Origin of the sequence: Achromobacter sp. ACM03 (assembly GCF_014851665.1) — a bacterium.
Lineage (GTDB): Bacteria > Pseudomonadota > Gammaproteobacteria > Burkholderiales > Burkholderiaceae_B > Achromobacter > Achromobacter aegrifaciens.
Window position 1 is genome coordinate 118,902 of sequence record NZ_JACVAD010000011.1, and the last position, 18,217, is coordinate 137,118.

The 18,217-nt window shown below is 61.7% G+C and carries 25 protein-coding genes and 1 tRNA gene; 25 read left to right on the top strand and 1 reads right to left on the bottom strand.

Going from position 1 to position 18,217, the window contains the following annotated elements:
- Window positions 1-53: 53 nt before the first annotated feature.
- From IB257_RS30110 to IB257_RS30150, 9 genes are all read left to right on the top strand, one after another.
- On the top strand, window positions 54-269 hold the full coding sequence (locus IB257_RS30110) for a hypothetical protein (protein WP_192493252.1): 216 nt from the start codon (window positions 54-56) through the stop codon (window positions 267-269).
- Window positions 262-561 (top strand): hypothetical protein, encoded by a 300-nt coding sequence (locus IB257_RS30115; protein WP_192493253.1) that lies wholly within the window; start codon window positions 262-264, stop codon window positions 559-561. The genes IB257_RS30110 and IB257_RS30115 overlap by 8 nt, the downstream gene beginning before the upstream one ends.
- Window positions 558-1,052, top strand: a complete 495-nt coding sequence (locus IB257_RS30120; RefSeq protein WP_192493254.1) for a nuclease domain-containing protein — start codon at window positions 558-560, stop codon at window positions 1,050-1,052. The genes IB257_RS30115 and IB257_RS30120 overlap by 4 nt, the downstream gene beginning before the upstream one ends.
- Window positions 1,049-1,900 (top strand): helix-turn-helix domain-containing protein, encoded by an 852-nt coding sequence (locus tag IB257_RS30125; RefSeq protein ID WP_225589300.1) that lies wholly within the window; start codon window positions 1,049-1,051, stop codon window positions 1,898-1,900. Before IB257_RS30120 ends, IB257_RS30125 begins: the two co-directional genes overlap by 4 nt.
- Window positions 1,872-2,636, top strand: a complete 765-nt coding sequence (locus IB257_RS30130; protein WP_192493255.1) for a replication protein P — start codon at window positions 1,872-1,874, stop codon at window positions 2,634-2,636. The genes IB257_RS30125 and IB257_RS30130 overlap by 29 nt, the downstream gene beginning before the upstream one ends.
- Before the next feature lie 8 nt (window positions 2,637-2,644).
- Window positions 2,645-3,058: a hypothetical protein gene (locus IB257_RS30135; RefSeq protein ID WP_192493256.1), complete on the top strand. Its 414-nt coding sequence runs from the start codon at window positions 2,645-2,647 to the stop codon at window positions 3,056-3,058.
- Window positions 3,058-3,711, top strand: coding sequence for a hypothetical protein (locus IB257_RS30140; protein ID WP_192493257.1), 654 nt, complete (start codon window positions 3,058-3,060; stop codon window positions 3,709-3,711). Before IB257_RS30135 ends, IB257_RS30140 begins: the two co-directional genes overlap by 1 nt.
- Window positions 3,712-3,953: 242 nt before the next feature.
- The gene (locus IB257_RS30145; RefSeq protein ID WP_192493258.1) at window positions 3,954-4,229 is read left to right on the top strand and encodes a hypothetical protein; all 276 of its coding nucleotides are present in this window, start codon (window positions 3,954-3,956) and stop codon (window positions 4,227-4,229) included.
- Window positions 4,230-4,291: 62 nt separating this feature from the next.
- Window positions 4,292-4,411 (top strand) — tRNA-Ser (locus IB257_RS30150).
- A gap of 103 nt (window positions 4,412-4,514) precedes the next feature.
- Here the strand turns inward: IB257_RS30150 and IB257_RS30155 are convergent.
- Window positions 4,515-4,847 carry a hypothetical protein gene (locus IB257_RS30155; protein WP_192493259.1) on the bottom strand — a complete coding sequence of 111 codons (333 nt, stop codon included), beginning with the start codon at window positions 4,845-4,847 and terminating at the stop codon, window positions 4,515-4,517.
- Window positions 4,848-5,421: 574 nt separating this feature from the next.
- Between IB257_RS30155 and IB257_RS30160 the strand changes: the two genes are divergently transcribed.
- From IB257_RS30160 to IB257_RS30235, 16 genes are all read left to right on the top strand, one after another.
- Window positions 5,422-5,754 carry an HNH endonuclease signature motif containing protein gene (locus IB257_RS30160; protein WP_192493260.1) on the top strand — a complete coding sequence of 111 codons (333 nt, stop codon included), beginning with the start codon at window positions 5,422-5,424 and terminating at the stop codon, window positions 5,752-5,754.
- A gap of 121 nt (window positions 5,755-5,875) precedes the next feature.
- Entirely contained in the window at window positions 5,876-6,013 is a 138-nt protein-coding gene (locus IB257_RS30165) for a hypothetical protein (protein WP_192493261.1), read from the top strand.
- A 117-nt stretch (window positions 6,014-6,130) separates the two neighbouring features.
- Window positions 6,131-6,670, top strand: coding sequence for a terminase small subunit (locus IB257_RS30170; RefSeq protein WP_192493262.1), 540 nt, complete (start codon window positions 6,131-6,133; stop codon window positions 6,668-6,670).
- A gap of 3 nt (window positions 6,671-6,673) precedes the next feature.
- Window positions 6,674-8,380 (top strand): terminase large subunit, encoded by a 1,707-nt coding sequence (locus IB257_RS30175; RefSeq protein WP_192493263.1) that lies wholly within the window; start codon window positions 6,674-6,676, stop codon window positions 8,378-8,380.
- Window positions 8,381-8,388: 8 nt separating this feature from the next.
- Window positions 8,389-9,675, top strand: coding sequence for a phage portal protein (locus IB257_RS30180; protein WP_192493264.1), 1,287 nt, complete (start codon window positions 8,389-8,391; stop codon window positions 9,673-9,675).
- On the top strand, window positions 9,653-10,492 hold the full coding sequence (locus IB257_RS30185; protein WP_192493265.1) for a head maturation protease, ClpP-related: 840 nt from the start codon (window positions 9,653-9,655) through the stop codon (window positions 10,490-10,492). Before IB257_RS30180 ends, IB257_RS30185 begins: the two co-directional genes overlap by 23 nt.
- Window positions 10,493-10,494: 2 nt before the next feature.
- Window positions 10,495-11,739 (top strand): phage major capsid protein, encoded by a 1,245-nt coding sequence (locus IB257_RS30190; protein WP_192493266.1) that lies wholly within the window; start codon window positions 10,495-10,497, stop codon window positions 11,737-11,739.
- Window positions 11,740-11,792: 53 nt separating this feature from the next.
- The gene (locus IB257_RS30195) at window positions 11,793-12,047 is read left to right on the top strand and encodes a hypothetical protein (protein WP_192493267.1); all 255 of its coding nucleotides are present in this window, start codon (window positions 11,793-11,795) and stop codon (window positions 12,045-12,047) included.
- A gap of 2 nt (window positions 12,048-12,049) precedes the next feature.
- The gene (locus IB257_RS30200; RefSeq protein ID WP_192493268.1) at window positions 12,050-12,526 is read left to right on the top strand and encodes a phage gp6-like head-tail connector protein; all 477 of its coding nucleotides are present in this window, start codon (window positions 12,050-12,052) and stop codon (window positions 12,524-12,526) included.
- Entirely contained in the window at window positions 12,523-12,876 is a 354-nt protein-coding gene (locus IB257_RS30205; RefSeq protein ID WP_192493269.1) for a head-tail adaptor protein, read from the top strand. The genes IB257_RS30200 and IB257_RS30205 overlap by 4 nt, the downstream gene beginning before the upstream one ends.
- Entirely contained in the window at window positions 12,869-13,396 is a 528-nt protein-coding gene (locus IB257_RS30210; RefSeq protein ID WP_192493270.1) for an HK97 gp10 family phage protein, read from the top strand. Before IB257_RS30205 ends, IB257_RS30210 begins: the two co-directional genes overlap by 8 nt.
- Window positions 13,386-13,745, top strand: a complete 360-nt coding sequence (locus tag IB257_RS30215; protein WP_192493271.1) for a DUF3168 domain-containing protein — start codon at window positions 13,386-13,388, stop codon at window positions 13,743-13,745. Before IB257_RS30210 ends, IB257_RS30215 begins: the two co-directional genes overlap by 11 nt.
- Before the next feature lie 136 nt (window positions 13,746-13,881).
- The gene (locus IB257_RS30220; protein WP_192493272.1) at window positions 13,882-14,460 is read left to right on the top strand and encodes a phage tail protein; all 579 of its coding nucleotides are present in this window, start codon (window positions 13,882-13,884) and stop codon (window positions 14,458-14,460) included.
- A gap of 2 nt (window positions 14,461-14,462) precedes the next feature.
- Window positions 14,463-14,774 (top strand): phage tail assembly chaperone, encoded by a 312-nt coding sequence (locus tag IB257_RS30225; RefSeq protein ID WP_088141932.1) that lies wholly within the window; start codon window positions 14,463-14,465, stop codon window positions 14,772-14,774.
- A gap of 8 nt (window positions 14,775-14,782) precedes the next feature.
- On the top strand, window positions 14,783-15,088 hold the full coding sequence (locus IB257_RS30230) for a DUF1799 domain-containing protein (RefSeq protein WP_088141933.1): 306 nt from the start codon (window positions 14,783-14,785) through the stop codon (window positions 15,086-15,088).
- A 2-nt stretch (window positions 15,089-15,090) separates the two neighbouring features.
- A complete protein-coding gene (locus IB257_RS30235) occupies window positions 15,091-17,883 on the top strand; it encodes a phage tail tape measure protein (protein ID WP_192493273.1) in 2,793 nt (930 codons plus the stop codon).
- The last annotated feature ends 334 nt before the right edge of the window (window positions 17,884-18,217 follow it).

The following is an 18,217-nucleotide window of genomic DNA, read 5'->3' on the forward strand; positions in this document are numbered from 1 at the left end:
CGCGTGACGCGTCCGCAGGGCGGAAGGGGGCGGCGCTGTCGCGCACGGCTGCAATGATGTGCAGCAGCGCGAAGTTCCAGCGGTGGGTTGTTTCCCGCATCGGCGCCGTCCCCGAGGGCGTGCCCCAGAGCCAGCATGCCGCGCAGTACGTGCGCGACATGTGCGGGGTCACCAGTCGCGCGGAGTTGGACCACAACGCGGCAGCAGCAGAGCTGTTCCATACGGCCATCCGCAAGCCCTTCGTGGCATGGAGCGGCATCTATGGCTGATTGCCTGCACATGTTCAAGGGCTACCGCGTGCCACCGGAGACGGTCGAGGCAGTGCGCCAGGCCATCATCGACACTCCGCGGCAAGTCCAAGTCAGCGCATTGCGGGCAATGGTGTCGCCTGCCATGGTGGCGGTCAGCCCTTGGCTGCGGACCACCCGGGATGACGCGGCGGCGGCTGCGGTGGAGTCGCTCCTGTTCGACGCCGTGCGCGCCGGCCTGGTCAGACGCCACACGAACGGCTGGAAGTTCTCGCACTGGTCGCGTGTCCGAAAGCAGCGGGGTGCCGCATGACCGTGCAACGCAAAACGCCGCTCAAGCAGAAGACGCCGATGAAGCGTGGCGCGCCGTTGAAGGCCAAGGCGCCGATGATGCGCGCCGAGCCGCTGCCGCCGCCCCGCGCCTCCATGAAGGCGCGCAAGAAGGGCAAGAAGCCGCCGAAGACCGTTTATCGCAACGCGGCGCTGCTGGACCTTGCCAAGGGCGAGGAATGCTTGCTGCGCGTGCCCAAGTACTGCCAGGGCGGCACGGACACCACGGTCGCCTGCCATTCCAACCGCCTGCGGGACGGCAAAGGGAAGGGCATCAAGGCCCACGACTGGGCTATCGCCTTCGGCTGCGGCGGGTGCCATTGGTTCATTGACCACTCCAAAGCCACGATGGAAATGAAGCTGTCCTATTTCATCCCGGGCTTGCGGCTTACGCGCCAGCGAATCATGGATCTGGGCAAATGGCCCGAAGAGGCCGAGCGCGGGTATCAACTTTTGTATGGAGAGACGTCATGAGCGTTCAGGGCATGACATGGGCGCTTGCTCAGCAGATAGTCAAGGAGCCGACCGCGCGTCACGTGCTGCTCTGTCTGGCCAATTACGTCGGACCCACCGGCGAGGGCGCGTTCCCCGCTGTGGCGACGTTGGCGGAAGACACTGGCCTATCGACGCGGACGGTGCAGAACAAGCTCCGCGAACTGGAGGCCATGCAGGTGATCAAGCGTGGCAACCAGGATCTGGTGGCGGCCTACATCCGTCGCGCGGATCAGCGGCCTGTTTGCTACGACATGGATCTTTCACGGGGTGCACCAGCTGCGCCCCGCGTGGAACATTTTGAAGGTCAATCACGGGGTGAATCTGCTGCACCCCGTGACGAACGGGGTGCATCTGACGACACGACGGGGTGCAGCTCACGACGCCACGGGGTGAATCTGACGACGTCACGGGGTGAACGTGCTGCACCCGATCCGTCATTGAACCATCAAGGAACCATCAATAAACCCAAAGGCGCGCGCAAGCGCTTGCCGGGGTTTGACCCGATGACCTTGGAATTGCCGGACTGGCTTGATGCGGAACTGTGGGGGCGCTGGGTGCGTCACCGGGTGCAGATCCGAAAGCCGTTGACCGAAGAGGCTGCCAAGCAGCAGGTGAAAGACCTGGCCGGGTTCCGGCAGCAGGGCCACACGCCGGAAGCGGTCATTGCCCATGCCATCGGCAAAAGCTGGCAAGGGCTGTTCGCCCCAGGTGGGCAAGTCACCGGACCATCCGGCCGGGGCGGCAAGTTCAACCCCACGCAATACGTGAATCGAAATCGCGCCCAAGGAGGCAACGACTATGACGACGGTCGCACAATCGACGGCTGAGCAGGCCGTCAACGCGTGGCTGCTGCCTCGCACGAAGCTCGAAGGCATTTCGGCAATCGATCACCTTTGGAACCGCCTCTCTGGGACGTATGGGGGGCGCTGGCTCAAGGACTTCCCGGACATGGACAGCATCGAGAACTGGAAGACCGCGTGGGCCGAGGCGTTGCACGATGATCACGTCACGCCGCATGAGGTTGCGGATGGGTTGCGGGCCTGCCGCCGCATGTTCCCGGACTGGCCGCCTGCCGTGGGTGAATTCATTCGCGCGTGCCGCCCCGCGCTGGAACCAGAGGTGGCGTTTTACACGGCTGTCGCGGGAATGGCGGCGCGCCACAACGGCGAGCAAGGCACGTGGCCGCACCCTGCCATTTTCTGGGCAGCAGTGGAAGTGGGGGCGCACGATCTCCAGCACTGCCCCTACATGACGATGAAGGCCCGCTGGGAGCGGTCTCTGAATGAGGTGTTGGCCCGTGGTGAGTGGAAGCCCATTCCCGCAATCGTTAAGGCATTGCCAGCGCCGCCCGCTACCGCGCAGACCCGCGCCCAAGCCGAAGAGCAAATGCGCAAGATCGGTGCGACTGGAATCATGAATCAGTCTGGCCGTGATCCGATGCGCGGTTGGAAGCGGGTGATTGCCGAAACCGAGAACCCCAAGGGCAAGCGGTACTCGCCGGGAATCGTGGCAATGGCGCGGAATGCATTGCGCCTGGGCGCAGGGCACGGGGCGCAGTCATGAGCGGCGCAATGGCACGCAACAAGGGGGCGTCGTATGAGCGCAAGGTTGCCAACATGCTGACCGAGGCAACCGGGAAGGTGTGGCGTCGGCGCGTGCGCAACGCCGCAGACGATAGCGATGTGGTTGCCGATGATCCCGCTTTCGCGCACATAGTCATCGAATGCAAGCACGCCAACACGCTTTGCTTGCCCGCGTGGTGGCGCCAGGCGCAGCAGCAGGCTGGCGAGCAGGGCGTACCGGTGCTGGTCTACAGACAAACGGGGGCGCGTGGCGAATCGGTGATGGTCGATGCCCACCACGTCAACCCAAGAACCTTTCCTGTCCGGGGGCGGCATACCGTCACCTTCGCATGGGAAGCAGCAATGCAATGGATGCGGGAAATGCTGCCCGCGAAAGTGACTTACTCCCCGGGGATTATCTGATGACTACCATGACACTTACGAGCCCGGCGGCTATGCGGCATACGTCCGGCGATGAGGAACCGCTGTTCAAGAACCTCCACGCGGCGCTGACGTTCGCCTTCAATTTCCGTATGCAGCAGTATGACCGTCCGTTGATGAACCGCGTGGCGGCCGGGCCGTCCGCGGGAGAAGGAAAGGGCCTCAGCGGGGTTGATGGCGCAGGCCAAGCAGGCATGATCCGCGCCGAATTGGACCAGTTGGCACCGCTTCACCGCGCTGTCCTGATCGCGGCGGCGGCCCCGTCTCAGATTCTCTGCGAGTGCCGAGTGTCTTGCTGCTCTGGCTGGAAGATAAATCCGGAATGGCAGGACGCAATGAGCCAGGTGGTATCCGCTGCGGTCGCAGGCGCGCTCTCGGGTTGCGTGTCGAACGGGCGTCTCCGGTCGGCGCTGATTCAACGCCTACTCGGCGCAGAGGTTTCGCTGTCGAAGCTGGCTGAACGCTACGAGGTAAGTGAGCGGACAGCCGAAGCTCATAACGCGAAGCTAAAGCGCTGGTTGTTCGGCTACCCGGCCAAGGGAGACGAAGAGGCCAAGCCCGGCATTCACCAGCAAGCTCATCGAGCGCTACTAGAACGTCTGCAAGCTGGTGGCATGCTCATCGGCAGAGGTTGATTTCAGGATTCCGGTTGACCTCTGCGGAAAAGTCCCGCAGAATAGGCCTCTAACGGATACGGTGTATTACTGCGTCCAGACAAACCCGCCACGCGAAAGCCGGCGGGTTTTGCACTTCTCGGCCTGTTAAATGAAGCCCGGGCGTACTCTCGCTACACTTGGCGAAAGTCACGCGGAAGGGGTCCAGAGATATGGCGCACCGGCAGTTGTATTCCGAGTTTTCAGCTAAGGATAGGAAAGTGATGGATCGTGTCATTCGGTCTCACGAGTACCAAAAGGGGCCGACAGTTAGACAGGAGCTTTCTAAGCTTGGAATCGATGTCCCGCTTTGGACGCTGTATCGCCGCATGACTCAATTGAAGGAGCTGGATGCCGCTGCGCCAATGGAATCCGGCGCGATCGTGCATATCACTGACCGGAAAATGGGCACGACGAAAGTTATCGAGGTGAGTGTCGCGGCGTCGCGGGTGGAAACGGCCGTACTTCGTTTGGATCGTCACGCCAAGGCCGGACGGTAAGATTTCGGCTGGTGCTAGAAAAGACAAACCCGCCAAGCGAACGCTGGCGGGTTTTTCGTTTTTGCGCGGTGCCTGAGAGTTGCCGAAAGGCCGGTCAAAGGGTGACGCCGCTACAGTCTTTCCAGTGGGGCGCGCGCCCAATACTGGGGAGGCCCTGGGTTCGAATCCCAGCCGCGCAACCAGCGGGCTTGGCCGAGTGGTCAGGCTGCGGCCTTCCAAGCCGCCTACGCGGGTTCGATCCCCGCAGCCCCCTCCAGTTTCTATAGGGTTAGACCAAGCTGACGTTTAGCCGACACTGTTTGTCGTCGCCACCGTGACCACACAAGTGTCGATTTCGATCGAAAACAGATCCTGGAGCTGACTTGCCAACTCGTGTTGAGCTTGGACTTGCTCGTCGGCCGAGGGTGCAACGTCGCCATCAAACTCGACCATAGTTAGTCGTTGTCGTGCTTCGTTGGCACTTGCCAGCAAGAATATCTTGGTGTGCCTGGTAGGCCACTGAAACAGCGCGAGTCGCCCATCAGGGAGCTTTTCCCAACATTCTAAGCGGCGCTCACCGGCAGCACAGCAGATGCTGTGCCACAGCTTGCTAGGGTCTTTAGTTCCTATGACGATCATGGTTAATGCCTAAAAACTGGCCGGCGACATTATAGGTATAAAGAATAAGTATGTTAATTAAACCCAAGCCCCGATACGGAAATCCGGTCGGGGCTTTTCGCTTTCGCGGCGTCGCGCAGTCTTAGCGCGCCGGGTTCATGCCCCGGAGCTCGCATGCTCGCTCCCTGCCGCTGCAACCATTCTCATACCCTCTCGCTACTGAGGGCCGCGCGCTGGGCATGGCGCGCGGGGATTCGGTCATCGCCGCCGGGCTGTGTGCAGTAGGTAGCACCCGGCAGGAATATTCAGGGGTACGAATCATGTGTAGGCGAGACTTTGAGGCGGTTGTGCGTCGGGATATCCGCAAAGCGGAGCGTGCGGGCGCAGATCCGGCGCTGTGTGCAGCGGCCCGCCAGCTGTTGAAGGAGTGCGACCTGATGTACCGACACAAGGTGTCCGGCCTGAATCGGTTGGCACCTGGCGTCAGGCGTGAATGCCGAGCGCGCTGCATGGCTCAGTACATCAACCGTGTGGATGCTATTGGCGGTTTGGTTCGAACCTATACCGCGTTTCGTCGTGGCGAGGCGATCCCAGCATGAAGCTCAAGACACTCAAGCCGCGCATTGCGATGGCTGGATCAAGGCTGGCAGCTGCCCCCACGCCGAGCGCGAAGCGTATGACGGGGCGCAAGCTGCAAGAGCGTCGGGTGCGCGTCTGGTCTATTGACCCGCACTGTGCGCATTGCCGGACGCTGACCATCTACCCGTATGGATTTGAACTGGACCACAAGGTAAGCCTGTTCGACGGCGGCGAAGACACCGACGCGAACACGCAGATTCTGTGCGTGTCACGCGATGTGAACGGGCGGAAGACCGGATGCCATGACGCCAAGACGCGGCGGGACATGGGCTACAGGGGCAGAGAGTGATGGTGCAACAGACAGTCACGGTTTCCATTCATATCGCGTGGTGGGTGCGTTGGTATCTCTCTGGCGGGGCTTTCGTTGCCCGCATGACTGGCGCAACGCCGCATTGGGGCAAAGTGGAGCGATGGATCAGGCGCGGGCTGTCCGTTCGCGCCATCAGAAGGCCGTAGCGCGCTGCGCTGTCACGGTGGTGGTGCGGACCTCGTGCCTGTGGGATCGCGCCCTGGTCGGCCTGTGCGCGGGCCTGTTGGACCACGACTGAAGGGGGGGGCGGGTGAAAGTCTGGCGGGCTCGCCTTCCGGAAACCACCTGTTCCCTCACGCACGGAAAATTTCTCCCTTTTGGAAAATTGTTAACCCTCTTTTGTTAACCACAAGCTATGGCATTAACCGACAAAAAGCGCCGTTTCGTCGATGCGCTGCTGTCGGGTCTATCCGGTGCGAAAGCCGCTATCCATGCGGGCTACAGCGAAAACGGGGCGGCCCAAGCAGCCGCCCGATTGATGCGCGACAAGCATGTTCTGGCTGCCCTGGGGCGCATCGCCGAAGTTAACAAAGCGGTTAACAAAAAGGCGGTTAACAAAAAGGCCAAGGAAGAGGCACCGGCCGAGCAGATACCTCCTACGGAAGAGACGCCGCCGAAAGTCGCCGGCGAGATCCCGCTGGGTGGAATCGGCCTGAAGGCCCTCGGGCTCACCTCGGATCCGCGGACGGTGTTGGTGGCCATCATGAACGATGCGAACGAGGAGCCGAAGCTTCGCCTGGAGGCTGCCAAGGCCCTCATGCCGTTCACGCACGGGAAGATTGCCGATCAGGGCAAGAAGGACGCGCAAAAGGCCGCAGCTACTAAGGTGGCTGCTGGCGGTCGATTCAATCCTCCGCCTCCGCCCACGCATCTGCGTGTTGTCGGGAAAGGCTAAGTCATGGCCTGGACAACCGCATGCCCAGACTGGGCGGACCGCCTGCGGGCGCGCAAGTCGATAATTCCGCCGCCTATCTTCCCCGACCAGGCCGAGTACGCGCTGGGAATCTTCAAGCAATTGAAGGTGGTTGACCTTCCGCAAGTGTATGACGAAGCCATCGGCGGATACCGTAACCAGACGTTCGGGGAATGTTCCGAGGAATGGGTCTTCGACTTCGTGCGCGCCATCTTTGGCGGCTATGAGGCTGACACGGGAAAGCAGCTGATCCGTGAATATGGGTTGCTCATTAGCAAGAAGAATACGAAATCGACTATCGCCGCCGGCATCATGCTGACGGCGGTCATCATCTGCTGGCGCCAGGAAGAGGAACACCTGATCCTGGCGCCCACGAAAGAGGTGGCCGACAACAGCTTCAAGCCGGCTGCGGCGATGGTGCGCGCGGACGAAGAACTGTCGGAGATGTTTCATGTTCAGGATCACGTCCGGACGATCACGCACCGAGTAACGCGCAACAGCCTGAAGGTGGTAGCTGCTGATACCGACACAGTTTCAGGGAAGAAGTCGGGCCGAATCCTCGTAGATGAGCTTTGGCTGTTCGGCAAGCGTGCAAACGCCGTGGCGATGTTCCTTGAGGCGCTGGGAGGCCAGATATCGCGGGATGAAGGTTGGGTGATTTACCTGACGACGCAAAGCGATGAGCCACCGGCGGGTGTCTTCAAAGAAAAGCTCGTCTACTGGCGCGACGTGCGAGACGGGCGGGTGGTCGATCCGAAGACGCTGGGCATCCTGTACGAGTTTCCGGAAGACATGGTCGAGGCAAAAGCTTATCTCGACCCGGCGAACTTCTACATCACCAATCCGCACCTCGGCCGCTCAGTCAGCGCCGAATGGTTGGGGGATCAGCTCAAGCTATTGCAGGCCAGAACGGACGGAGCGTTCCAACAGTTCCTGGCCAAGCATCTGAATGTCGAAATCGGGCTGAATCTGCGTTCTGACCGCTGGGCAGGTGCTGATCACTGGCTAAATCGCGGGAAGCGGGAACTGACGCTTCGCGCGCTGATGGAGCGTTCCGAAGTGGTCACGGCCGGTATCGACGGCGGCGGTCTGGATGACCTGCTGGGCCTGGCATTTCTAGGGCGCGAGCGAGGGACGGGAAACTGGCTGCACTGGGCGCGAGCCTGGGCGCACCCGTCTGTTCTGGAGCGCCGCAAAGAGATTGAGCCCAGATTGCGTGATTTCGAACGGGCTGGCGAGCTGGTCATAGTCAAGCAGATCGGCGATGACACCGCAGAACTGGCGACCCTCATCCGCCAGGTGTATGACGCGGGCCTGTTCCCCGAGAAATGTGGCATCGGTGCCGACCAAAACGGCGTGACCTTCAACGACGCGCTTGTGGAGGCCGAAATCCCCGAGGAATTGATCGTCGGAGTGTCTCAGGGTTGGAAGCTGGGAGGAATCATCAAGACGGTGGAGCGCAAGCTTGCCGAAGGCTCCTTCTTGCATGGCGATCAGGCGCTGATGGCTTGGGCTGTTGGTAATGCTCGTATCGAGCTGCGCGCTAACGGCATCTTGATCACCAAGCAGGCGAGCGGCACAGCGAAGATTGATCCCTTGATGGCGACATTCGATGCCGCACAGTTGATGGTCCTTAATCCCGAGGCCTCCGGCCGGTCGGTATACGAGTCCCGCGGGATTCGATTTATCTGAGAGAACCCATGAAATTACTGGACCGCTTTCTGGGCGGCTCAGCCGGCGAGTTGGCGCCTGAAGCAGGCACGCGGCTTGAGCCCACCATTGCGCTCGAAAGCGCGCAGGCTTCGTCGCAGCCTAGGGGGCAGGCCTTCCGAGGCTTGGATGATCCGGCGCTGCTGGAGTACATCCGCAGCGGCGACTACAGCAGCCGGGTGGAGTCGCTGCGGAACATGGCTGCATTGCGGTGTGTGTCTCTGATCGTCACGTCGCTTGGAATGCTCCCGCTCAATCTGATTCGAAACGACGCATCCAAGGCGGCAGCGAAAGACCACCCGGGGTATCGGCTGATGAAGCTGAAGCCGAACGGCTGGCAAACGCCCTTCGAATTCAAGAGCATGATGCAGCTGCATGTTTTGCAGCAAGGCAACGCCTACGCCAGGGTTGTCTGGTCGGCGGGCAGGCCCATTGCCTTGGTGCCGATGGCGCTGGGGTCCGTCAAGGCCGAGCTGGCGGGTTGGGAGATGCGTTACACGTACACCCGGCCGGATGGCCAGCAGGTAAAGCTATCCCAGAAGGAAGTGTTCCACCTAAGGGACATCACCATTGATGGGGTGGAAGGGCTGAGCCGCATGAAGCTCGCGCGCGATGCCATCGCTCTAGCACGTGATGCCGAGCGCGCCGCCGGTCGCGTTTTTCGCACGGGCAACCTGGCGGGCGGCGCGGTGGAGGTGCCCAAGGCGCTTTCGGATACGGCCTATGGGCGGATGCGCAATTCCCTGGACACGGATTTTGCTGGGGCTGAGAACGCCGAGCGCTGGATGTTGTTGGAGGAAGGCGCCAAGGCGAACAAGTTCAAGGTAACCGCCGCCGAAGCGCAGCACATCGAGAACCGCAACGCGCAGATCGAAGAGGTGGCGCGGGCCTTCGGCGTGCCGCGGCCCCTCTTGATGATGGACGACACCAGTTGGGGGTCGGGCATCGAGCAGCTTGGGATCTTCTTCGTGCAGTACGGGCTGCAGTTCTGGTTTACCGCGTGGGAACAGGCGGCGATGCGCACCTTCCTGACCGACGAGGAACTGGACGAGCTCGCCTACAAGTTCAACGAGCGGGCACTGATGCGCGGCACGTTGAAGGACCAGGCCGACTATTTCGCCAAAGCGTCCGGGGCGGGTGGCCATGCCCCGTGGATGTGGCAGAACGAGATCCGGGAGCTGTCAGACCTCCCAGCGAGCGATGACCCGCAGGCAAACAAGCTGCGCGATCCCATTACCCAAAAAGGAAAATCCAATGAGCCTGCTGCAATTGCCTGAGATCAAGGCGGATGCCCGCCTTGGTGCCGCCGACTTCGATCTACGTCCAGACGCACTGGAGCGGTGGGCGCCTCAGGTGCGCGCCGCCGGCGGGGACGAAGACGCAACCATTTCTATCTACGATGCCATCGGGGAAACCTGGGATGGCAGTGGCGTGACGGTCAAACGCATTCAGGCGGCGTTGCGATCTGTCGGGACGCGGGACGTGACAGTGAACGTTAATTCACCCGGCGGTAATTTCTTCGAAGGGGTCGCGATCTACAACGCGCTGCGCGAGCACAAGGCCAAGGTCACTATCAAGGTGCTGGGGCTTGCAGCGTCGGCGGCGTCTGTCATTGCGATGGCGGGCGATGAAATCCTGATGGGTCAGGGATCGTTCCTGATGATCCACAACGCCTGGGCAGTAGCGATCGGAAACCGGCACGACCTGGTCGACGCGGCCGCGAAGCTGGAGCCGTTCGATGAAGCGATGGCCCAGGTTTACGCAGCCCGAACGGGTTTGACGTCGAAGCAGGCCGCGGCGCTTATGGACAAGGAAACCTGGATCGGCGCTGATCAGGCGGTGGAGGATCGTTTCGCCACTGGCCTGCTCGATGGCGCCGCAGTCACCGAGCAGCCGCAGTCGACCGGGGAACGGCGGGCCTTGGCCCAGGTGGAAGCGGCAATGGCTCGCGCCGGATACAGCCGCTCCTCTCGTCGCGACACGTTCAAAGCACTTTTTTCCGGCAAGCCGAGCGCTGCCACAACCACCACGCCGTGCGCTGGTGACGACGTAGCAGCCCTGCTGCAAACCACACTTACAACCCTGCGAGGTTAAACATGAAGCAACAATCGAATGCCCGCGTACCCCGCGGGCTGGTCTCCGTTCGCGCTGACGCCGGCGCTCCGGGGGATATCAAGGATCTGGTTAACCAGCTGAACCAAGCCTTCGCCACGTTCAAGGACGAGCACACGAAGCAGCTGGACGAGGTCAAAAAGGGCACGCACGACGCCCTACAAGCGCTCAAGGTCGAAAAGATCAACGCCGACATCAGCCGGCTCCAATCGGCCATCGATGACGCCAATCTGAAGATCGCATCGGCCCAGATGGGCGACGGCAGCGGCCAACGGCTGAAGGACGCGGAGTATAGCGACGCGTTCAATGCCCACTTCAAAAAGGGCGATGTGCAGGCCGCCTTGAACAAGGGCGCCGCGGAAGAGGGCGGCTACCTCGCTCCGGTGGAGTGGGACCGCACGATCACGGACAAGCTGGTGCTGGTTTCGCCCATGCGCCAGCTGGCAACCGTTCAGCCCGTGTCTGGCGCCGGCCTCACCAAGCTGTACAACCTGGGCGGTACGGCCTCGGGCTGGGTTGGCGAAACTGCCGCGCGCCCGCAGACGAATACCGCGGGCTTTGCCTCGCTGGGTTTCGGCTGGGGCGAGATTTACGCCAATCCGGCCGCCACGCAGCAACTGCTGGACGATTCCGCGATCAGCCTGGAAAGCTGGCTCGCCGGGGAAGTGGAAACCGAGTTCGCCAAGCAGGAAGGCCTGGCTTATGTTTCGGGCGATGGCGCCAACAAGCCCTTCGGCATCCTGACCTACATTGTTGGCGGGGCCAATGCCACCAAGCATCCCTTCGGCGCGATCAAGGTGGTGAACAGCGGCGCTGCGGCGGCCATCACCTCGGACGGCGTCATCGACCTGATCTATGACCTGCCCTCGGCCTTCACGGGCAACGCGCGATTCGCCATGAACCGCAAGACCCAGGGGCTGGTTCGCAAGCTGAAGGACGGCCAAGGCAACTATCTGTGGCAGCCGTCCATGGTGGCGGGCCAGCCCTCCACTCTCGGCGGCTTCCCGCTCAGCGAGGTTCCGGATATGCCTGATGCGGTCGCTGGCGCGGCCGCCGTGCTGTTCGGGGACTTCAAGCGGACCTACACCATCTACGACCGCGTAGGCGTGAAGGTGCTGCGTGATCCCTACACCAACAAGCCCTTCGTGCTGTTCTACACGACCAAGCGCGTGGGCGGCGGTGTCCACAACCCCGAGCCGATGCGCGCGATGAAGATCGCGGCGGCGTAACGAGCCAAGGAGGGGCGCCAGAAGGGCGTCCCTCCACTACATCGGAGAAAAAAATGCCGAAGCTGATCAAGACGATCCGCGCTGTGCCGAAAGGCGAAATCTACCCGGTCGAATATCCCGCCGGCGATGAATGTCCGGTGTGGCTGCTGCCGGCCGCTCATGACCTGGACGCACTGGAAGAGCCTGAGGGCGACGCGAGCGAAAAGGCCGAACTCATGGCGAAACTCGACGCGGACGAGATCAAGTATGACAAGCGCTGGGGCTTGGACAAGCTGCGCTTGGCCCTGGCCGAAGGCAAGAAGGACTGACCATGGCACTGCTCACCCCGGAGGAGTGCATTATCCAGTGCAGCGCTGATCCGGCGGACGCGCCACTGCTCGAAAAGCTGCTAGCTAGCGCGGAAAGCGCCATCGCGGGTTACCTGAATCGCGCGTTCTTTGCCACTGCGGCCGAACTTGTTGCGGCGCAGGATGCTCTGCCGGCCGCTGCGGGTGAAGCGCAGGATGCTTACGACGCGGCGATGGCCGGGGCGGGGGCGATCAACAACACGGCGGCGCGCAAGATGGCGGTCGATCTGGCAGAAGAACGGCTGAAGGAAGCCAAGATCGGCTTTCACCGTGTTCTATACGGCATGGTCGCCACGCCGCGCATTGAAGCGGCGGTGCGGCTGACGCTCGGGAACCTCTACGCGAACCGCGAAGAAGTGGTGATCGGAACAAGTGCGATAAGACTGCCGCAGGGCATTTCGGAACTGGTGCGCGCTGACCGCCGGGAAATGATGCCATGAGGGCCGGAACCTTACGCACCTGGATTCGAATCGAACGGAGCGAGGACAGCGCTGACGAAGTCGGCCAGCCCAATGGTGCCTGGGTTGAGGTGGTAACCGTTCGATCAGATCCGCGCGGTCAGACAGGCATGGGCGCGATCACACGCAACCAGGACAACATGGGTGCTTCCATCAACGCATACAGCTTTCGCATCCGGTTCCGTCGCGGAATTGACCAGGGAATGCGCGTGCTGGAACTCTTCGACGGCCAGCCGGTTGGCGATCCATTCGATATCAAGAACGTACGGATGGACCTTGCGCGACGACAGTGGACGGATTTGATCTGCGAGCAGGGGGGCAACGATGGCTAGAGGGCTGCAGGCGACTTTCGACACCTCCGGCTGGTCGGCGGGCTTGGATCGGCTGTTGGGACCCGCACGGGTCAGCCTGGCGCGATCCATGGCCGTTGCTGGAGGCGAGGTGCTGCGAGACGAGGCGAAGGTGCGGGCTCCGCGAAGCGGCCAGGGGGCGGTCGGGGAGTCGGGACCGAGAATTCCCCTTGCGGAGGCGATTTACTTGGCCTTCCGCGAGCGGTACTCGGGTGACAAAGAGGTCCAGTACGCGGTCACCTGGAACAAGCGCAAGGCGCCGCACGGGCACCTGGTCGAGTTCGGGCACTGGCAGATCTATCCGGTGATAAAGAAGTCGGACGGCATCTATGTCACGGACAAGCGCCGCAAGCTTGCGACGCCGAAATGGGTGCCAGCCTCACCTTTCCTTCGACCGGCGTACGAAGCCGCTTCGCCTCGGGCGCAGGCGGCAATGATCCAGCGCGGGCGGCAACGTCTGCCTGAGCTTCTGGCGGGGAGGGAGGTGAACGATGACACTTGAGTCCAAATTGAAAGCGCTTCTGGGGCCGTTGGTCGGCGGGCGCGCGTATCCGGATGTCACACCGGACAAGCCGGAATTCCCGCTGATCGTTTACCAGGGCGCGGGCGGGCAAGAGCGTTGGTACGTCGAGGGCAAGCGCCGCGAGAAGCGGAACCAGCGCTTGCAGGTATTTGTCTGGGCTGCCACGCGGGTGCAGGCGAGCGCCCTCGCCGATCAGATCGGCACAACGCTGTGCGAAAGCGACTTTCCGGCCGTGGAGCCCTACGGCTCTCCCACCAGCCTCTACGAAGAGGCGATCAAGAAGTACGGCACCCGCCAGGACTTCGGCATCTGGTTCCATCCCTCCTGACTTTCTCCCGCTTCTACATCAAACCCGGCTCCGCGCCGGGTTTTTCATTTGAGGAAAACAAATGTCTTCCATCTTTATCAACGGATCGCAATTTCGCATTTCGACGGCGCTTGCGCAGGCGGTGGCAATCACTGCGGTGACAAACGGGGTTGACCCGACCGGATCGACGGCTACCCCGCCCTCGGCGGGCGACGTGTTGGTGCTGTCTTCAGGCTGGCCGGCGCTGGACAACTCCGTGTTTCGCGCCTCTGACGTCACAGCCGATGGCTTCAAGATCGAGGGCACCGATACCACGGAACTTCGGCTGTATCCGGCCGGGCAGGGCGCTGGCACCTACCGCAAAGTGAGTGAATGGGTCAGCCTTGATCAGATCACTGACGTGCAGATCACTGGCGGCGAGCAGCAGTACCACACCTACCAGTACACCGAAGACCCGACCGGCAAGCAACAGCAAAAGCCCACGGTGAAGACCCCTCTGGTGCTGACCTACACGCACGACTACGACCGCAAGAAGCCCTGGTACAAGGCGCTCATCGCTGCCGACCGTTTGCGCCTGCCGGTGGTGCTCGAAACCACCTATCCGGACGGAAGCGTTACGTACTACTACGGCTATCCCTCCTTCCGCAAGGAAGCGACCGGCGGGCAGAACGTCAACCTGCAGAACACCTTCACGCTGTCGCTGATCGCCGACACCGTGACCTACGACGAGGTCTAAGCATGACGTTCATCATCAAAGGGAATCCCGTCATCGAAGCGACGGTAACGATCACCGGGCAGGGCCGCACTCAAAAGTTGGAGCTGGCGTTTCGCCACAAGACTGACGACGAGTACCGCGCGCTCATGGCAAAGGTCGAGAAGGGCAAGCTTTCCACGGGCGGGCTCTTGCTGGAGCTGGTCGAGCGCTGGAATGCAGACATGCCGCTGGACGAGTCGGGTGTTAATGCGCTGCGGCAGCACCAGCCAGGGGCTGACCTCGCCATCGTGCAGGCCTACAACCGCGCGCTGCAGGTCGAACTAGAAAAAAACTAAAGGCGGCGGTGGCGGCGTTCTATTGGACGCCGCCATCCGCCACTGCGCTCGCGCTGGCCGGCATTCGATCTCGGCCCGCGCTGTTTAAGAGGCCCGTTCCCGAAGTGTTACCGGAACTGGCTGATGCCTTCGCGCTCTTCATCCGCAATCAAACCCAATGGCGTGTTGGCGCGGGCGGTCCTATCGGACTGGACTACTTGGCGCTGCAAGCCGATCTGCGTTTGCGGGGTGTTCGGCGCAAACGCCAGCGGCAGGTCATGGACGTGCTGCGAATGGTTGAGCGTGCGGCCCTGGAGTTTCTACACAAGAGCTGAATATGGCACAGGAAAGCATAGGGACTGCACGGTTAGACATTGTTGTCGATACTTCGCAGTTCGATACCGCCATTGCGACGGCGAAGCGCGGCACCAGCGACATGTCGCAATCTGCCCAGGCGGACTATGCCAGGCTGAGCGCCGCCGAGCGTCGCCGAGTGGACGCCCTGGTGAACCAGGCGAACACCATCGATTACACGCGGAAGCAGCAAATTCTGTACAACGCTGCGCTGCGTGAAGTACCCACTTCGATCCTGGACGAGCTGAAATCGAAGCTCGCCGCGACGGGCGCAGCGGCGGCCGGCGCGGGGAAGCAACTCAACCAGTACGGGATCAGCGCCGCCCAACAGGCAGCTGCCCTGCGTGGCGTGCCTGCGCAGTTGACCGACATTGTGGTGTCCCTCCAGGGCGGGCAGCAGCCGCTGACGGTGTTGCTCCAGCAAGGCGGCCAGCTAAAGGACATGTTCGGCGGGATCGTGCCCGCGGCACGCGCGTTGGGTGGCGCGTTAATGGGCCTAGTTAATCCGTACACCCTTGCGGCGGGCGCCGTTGCCGCAGTAGCCGCGGCGTGGGTAAAGGGATCCTCCGAAGCCGAGAGCTTCCGTGAAGCACTGATTCTGAATGGGAATGCTGCGGGTGTTACGGCGGATAACTTGGGCTTGCTGGCGCGCGGCTTGGGCGAAGTCACGGGTAGCCATTCACGCGCAGTTCAGGCATTGAATGCGGTTGCCGCCTCCGGGAAGCTGTCCGGCACCGCGCTAGCTGACGTGGCGCTCATTGCTGCTGAGATGCAGCGTGCGACTGGCGTGGAGATTGAAAAGACCGTTGAGGTCTTCGCAAAGCTTGGAAAGGACCCGGTTGCCGCGGTTGTGGAACTCAACGAGCGGTATGGGATCCTGACGGGCTCCATCTACGCTCAGGCCCAAGCCTTGACGGACCAAGGTCGGGCGCAGGAGGCCGTTGAGCTTGTCGCGAGGCAGGCGGCATCGGAACTCGCTGGCAGAACCGCCGCGCAGAAGGAGAACCTGGGGTCCCTCGAATCGGCATGGAACAAGCTGGGCTCAGCCGCCTCTTGGGCTTGGGACAAGATGCTGGACATCGGTCGTGAGACCACGGTCGATGAGACCTTGCGGGTGGTTGAGCGTGAGATTCGCCAGCGTGCTGAGAATATTCGGATCGCCTCTGAGGCTGGCGCGACGATCAGCGATAAGGAGAGGGCTGGCCTCAAGGACGCAGAAGGGCGTCGTGATGCGCTGATCGCCCAGCGCAAAGAGGCGGAAGACGCAGCCAAAGCGCAATCGGAACTTGTGCGGATTAACCGCGAGGCGATCCAGTCCCGCGAACACATTGCGCGCATCATCGAAGAGGGTGCATCCAAAGCGGACAAGTATCGGAAGGCAGTGGCCGATCTAGATGCGTGGATCATCAAGTCGCAAAAGGATGGCACAAAGCTCTCGGATGAGCAGATAAAGGCCGCACGCGCCGCCGTTGATCGGCAGTTCGAGGAAAAGGGCGCCAAAAGGCCTCACACGGACGATGCCGCTACTAAGCTCCTCCAGCAATACCGAGAAGCAGAAGCTTCCTTGCAGGCTCAGATCACCAGCGAAGGCAAGCTGGCAACCTGGGGACAGAAGCGCGCTGAGTTCGAACAGCAGATCGCCGACCTGAAGGACAAGAAAGTCCTGACGGCGGATCAGAAGAGTCTGCTGGCCCAGCAAGATCTGCTGCGCCGCCAGCTTGACCTGAACGTGGCCGCCGAGAAGGAGCTACGCACCAAGCAGGGAACCGCCAAGGTCGAAGCCTTGCGCGCCAGCTTGGTCGCCACCCGGGATCTTGAACAGCAGCAGTACGCGGATCAAGTTGCCGGGGTGGGGCGGGGTGATCGCGCCCAGGAAGAGCTTCGGGCGCGCCAAGGAATCCTGCGGGACTACCAACGCCAGCAGGCGCAGTTTGATCGTTCGATGGCCTCCGGCCAGATAACGCAGGAGACCTACCAGAGCGAAACCAAGCTCCTACAGGAACACCTCCAGCTCCGGCTGTCTATGCAGCAGGAGTACTTCGACCTGGTGCGAAGTGCCCAGGAAGATTGGAAGAACGGCGCCAAGTCGGCGCTTGAAAACTATCTGAACTCGGCTTCGAACGTTGCCGATCAGACGAAGGGACTTTTCTCGAACGCATTCCAGGGCATGGAGGATGCGATTGTCCGCTTTGCGACGACAGGGAAACTATCGTTCGCGGATTTCGCGAACTCGGTAGTCGCTGACTTGGCGAGGATCGCTACACGCCAAGCCATGGCGGGACTGATTGGGAATCTCCTCGAATCGCGGGGCGGGGGTTTCTCGTCGTCGCAGGTGGGCGGAACAATGATTGGGGACGTGTCCGAGTTGCGCAGTAGCCCCTGGGGAGTCGGAACTTCGATCGCGGGCTCGCGCGCGTCAGGCGGCCCGACTGCGGCCAATTCGCTGTACCGGGTTAATGAACTTGGTCCGGAGCTCTATTCGGAGGGAGGGAGAACTTATCTCATGAGCGGTGCGGATGGGGGGTACGTGACTCCCGTTGTCTCGAATTTCGGTGGGAACTCGATGGCGGGGCGTAGCCCAGTAGTGAACATAAACATGACTGGGGCTCCATCGGAGCCTGATGTTCAAGTCCGCCAGCACACGGACGGATCACTGTCTGTCGACATGCTGTGGCGACAGATCGATAAGCGTCTCGGTGGAGCGATCAGGTCTGGGAGCAGTGAAGCCGGCCGTGCAATGCAACATAGATTTGGATTGAAACCACAGTTGGGGTGAAACATGGAATTACCGACATGGCCTGCGGACCTCCCGCTGCTTGAGTTATCCCGGCAACCGGCGGATCCGTTCATACGTACGCCGATGGACAGCGGAGTAGCACGCCAGCGACGGCGATTCCGCGTTTATCCGATCACGCAGTCAGTGAGGTTTGTACTGACGCAGGAGCATTTCGCGACGTATTCGACCTTCGCGGAAGTTGACCTTAATGGTTGGACAAGCTGGTTCATGTTGAAGATTCGAGATGGCCGCGGGGTGCGGTTTTCTCGGGTGCGGTTTATCAAAGCTCCCGCTGAGACGTACGTCGGACCGGATTGGCATTTATCCGGACAAG

Bases quoted from the DNA above. Each gene is read 5' to 3' on its own strand.
- IB257_RS30145 (WP_192493258.1), top strand. From the start codon at position 3,954: ATGGATCGTGTCATTCGGTCTCACGAGTACCAAAAGGGGCCGACAGTT.
- IB257_RS30110 (WP_192493252.1), top strand. From the start codon at position 54: ATGATGTGCAGCAGCGCGAAGTTCCAGCGGTGGGTTGTTTCCCGCATC.
- IB257_RS30215 (WP_192493271.1), top strand. From the start codon at position 13,386: ATGACACTTGAGTCCAAATTGAAAGCGCTTCTGGGGCCGTTGGTCGGC.
- IB257_RS30180 (WP_192493264.1), top strand. From the start codon at position 8,389: ATGAAATTACTGGACCGCTTTCTGGGCGGCTCAGCCGGCGAGTTGGCG.
- IB257_RS30210 (WP_192493270.1), top strand. From the start codon at position 12,869: ATGGCTAGAGGGCTGCAGGCGACTTTCGACACCTCCGGCTGGTCGGCG.
- IB257_RS30190 (WP_192493266.1), top strand. From the start codon at position 10,495: ATGAAGCAACAATCGAATGCCCGCGTACCCCGCGGGCTGGTCTCCGTT.
- IB257_RS30135 (WP_192493256.1), top strand. From the start codon at position 2,645: ATGGCACGCAACAAGGGGGCGTCGTATGAGCGCAAGGTTGCCAACATG.
- IB257_RS30130 (WP_192493255.1), top strand. From the start codon at position 1,872: ATGACGACGGTCGCACAATCGACGGCTGAGCAGGCCGTCAACGCGTGG.
- IB257_RS30235 (WP_192493273.1), top strand. From the start codon at position 15,091: ATGGCACAGGAAAGCATAGGGACTGCACGGTTAGACATTGTTGTCGAT.
- IB257_RS30205 (WP_192493269.1), top strand. From the start codon at position 12,523: ATGAGGGCCGGAACCTTACGCACCTGGATTCGAATCGAACGGAGCGAG.
- IB257_RS30140 (WP_192493257.1), top strand. From the start codon at position 3,058: ATGACTACCATGACACTTACGAGCCCGGCGGCTATGCGGCATACGTCC.
- IB257_RS30185 (WP_192493265.1), top strand. From the start codon at position 9,653: ATGAGCCTGCTGCAATTGCCTGAGATCAAGGCGGATGCCCGCCTTGGT.
- IB257_RS30225 (WP_088141932.1), top strand. From the start codon at position 14,463: ATGACGTTCATCATCAAAGGGAATCCCGTCATCGAAGCGACGGTAACG.
- IB257_RS30170 (WP_192493262.1), top strand. From the start codon at position 6,131: ATGGCATTAACCGACAAAAAGCGCCGTTTCGTCGATGCGCTGCTGTCG.
- IB257_RS30120 (WP_192493254.1), top strand. From the start codon at position 558: ATGACCGTGCAACGCAAAACGCCGCTCAAGCAGAAGACGCCGATGAAG.
- IB257_RS30165 (WP_192493261.1), top strand. From the start codon at position 5,876: ATGGATCAGGCGCGGGCTGTCCGTTCGCGCCATCAGAAGGCCGTAGCG.
- IB257_RS30115 (WP_192493253.1), top strand. From the start codon at position 262: ATGGCTGATTGCCTGCACATGTTCAAGGGCTACCGCGTGCCACCGGAG.
- IB257_RS30195 (WP_192493267.1), top strand. From the start codon at position 11,793: ATGCCGAAGCTGATCAAGACGATCCGCGCTGTGCCGAAAGGCGAAATC.
- IB257_RS30200 (WP_192493268.1), top strand. From the start codon at position 12,050: ATGGCACTGCTCACCCCGGAGGAGTGCATTATCCAGTGCAGCGCTGAT.
- IB257_RS30175 (WP_192493263.1), top strand. From the start codon at position 6,674: ATGGCCTGGACAACCGCATGCCCAGACTGGGCGGACCGCCTGCGGGCG.
- IB257_RS30125 (WP_225589300.1), top strand. From the start codon at position 1,049: ATGAGCGTTCAGGGCATGACATGGGCGCTTGCTCAGCAGATAGTCAAG.
- IB257_RS30160 (WP_192493260.1), top strand. From the start codon at position 5,422: ATGAAGCTCAAGACACTCAAGCCGCGCATTGCGATGGCTGGATCAAGG.
- IB257_RS30155 (WP_192493259.1), bottom strand. From the start codon at position 4,847: ATGATCGTCATAGGAACTAAAGACCCTAGCAAGCTGTGGCACAGCATC.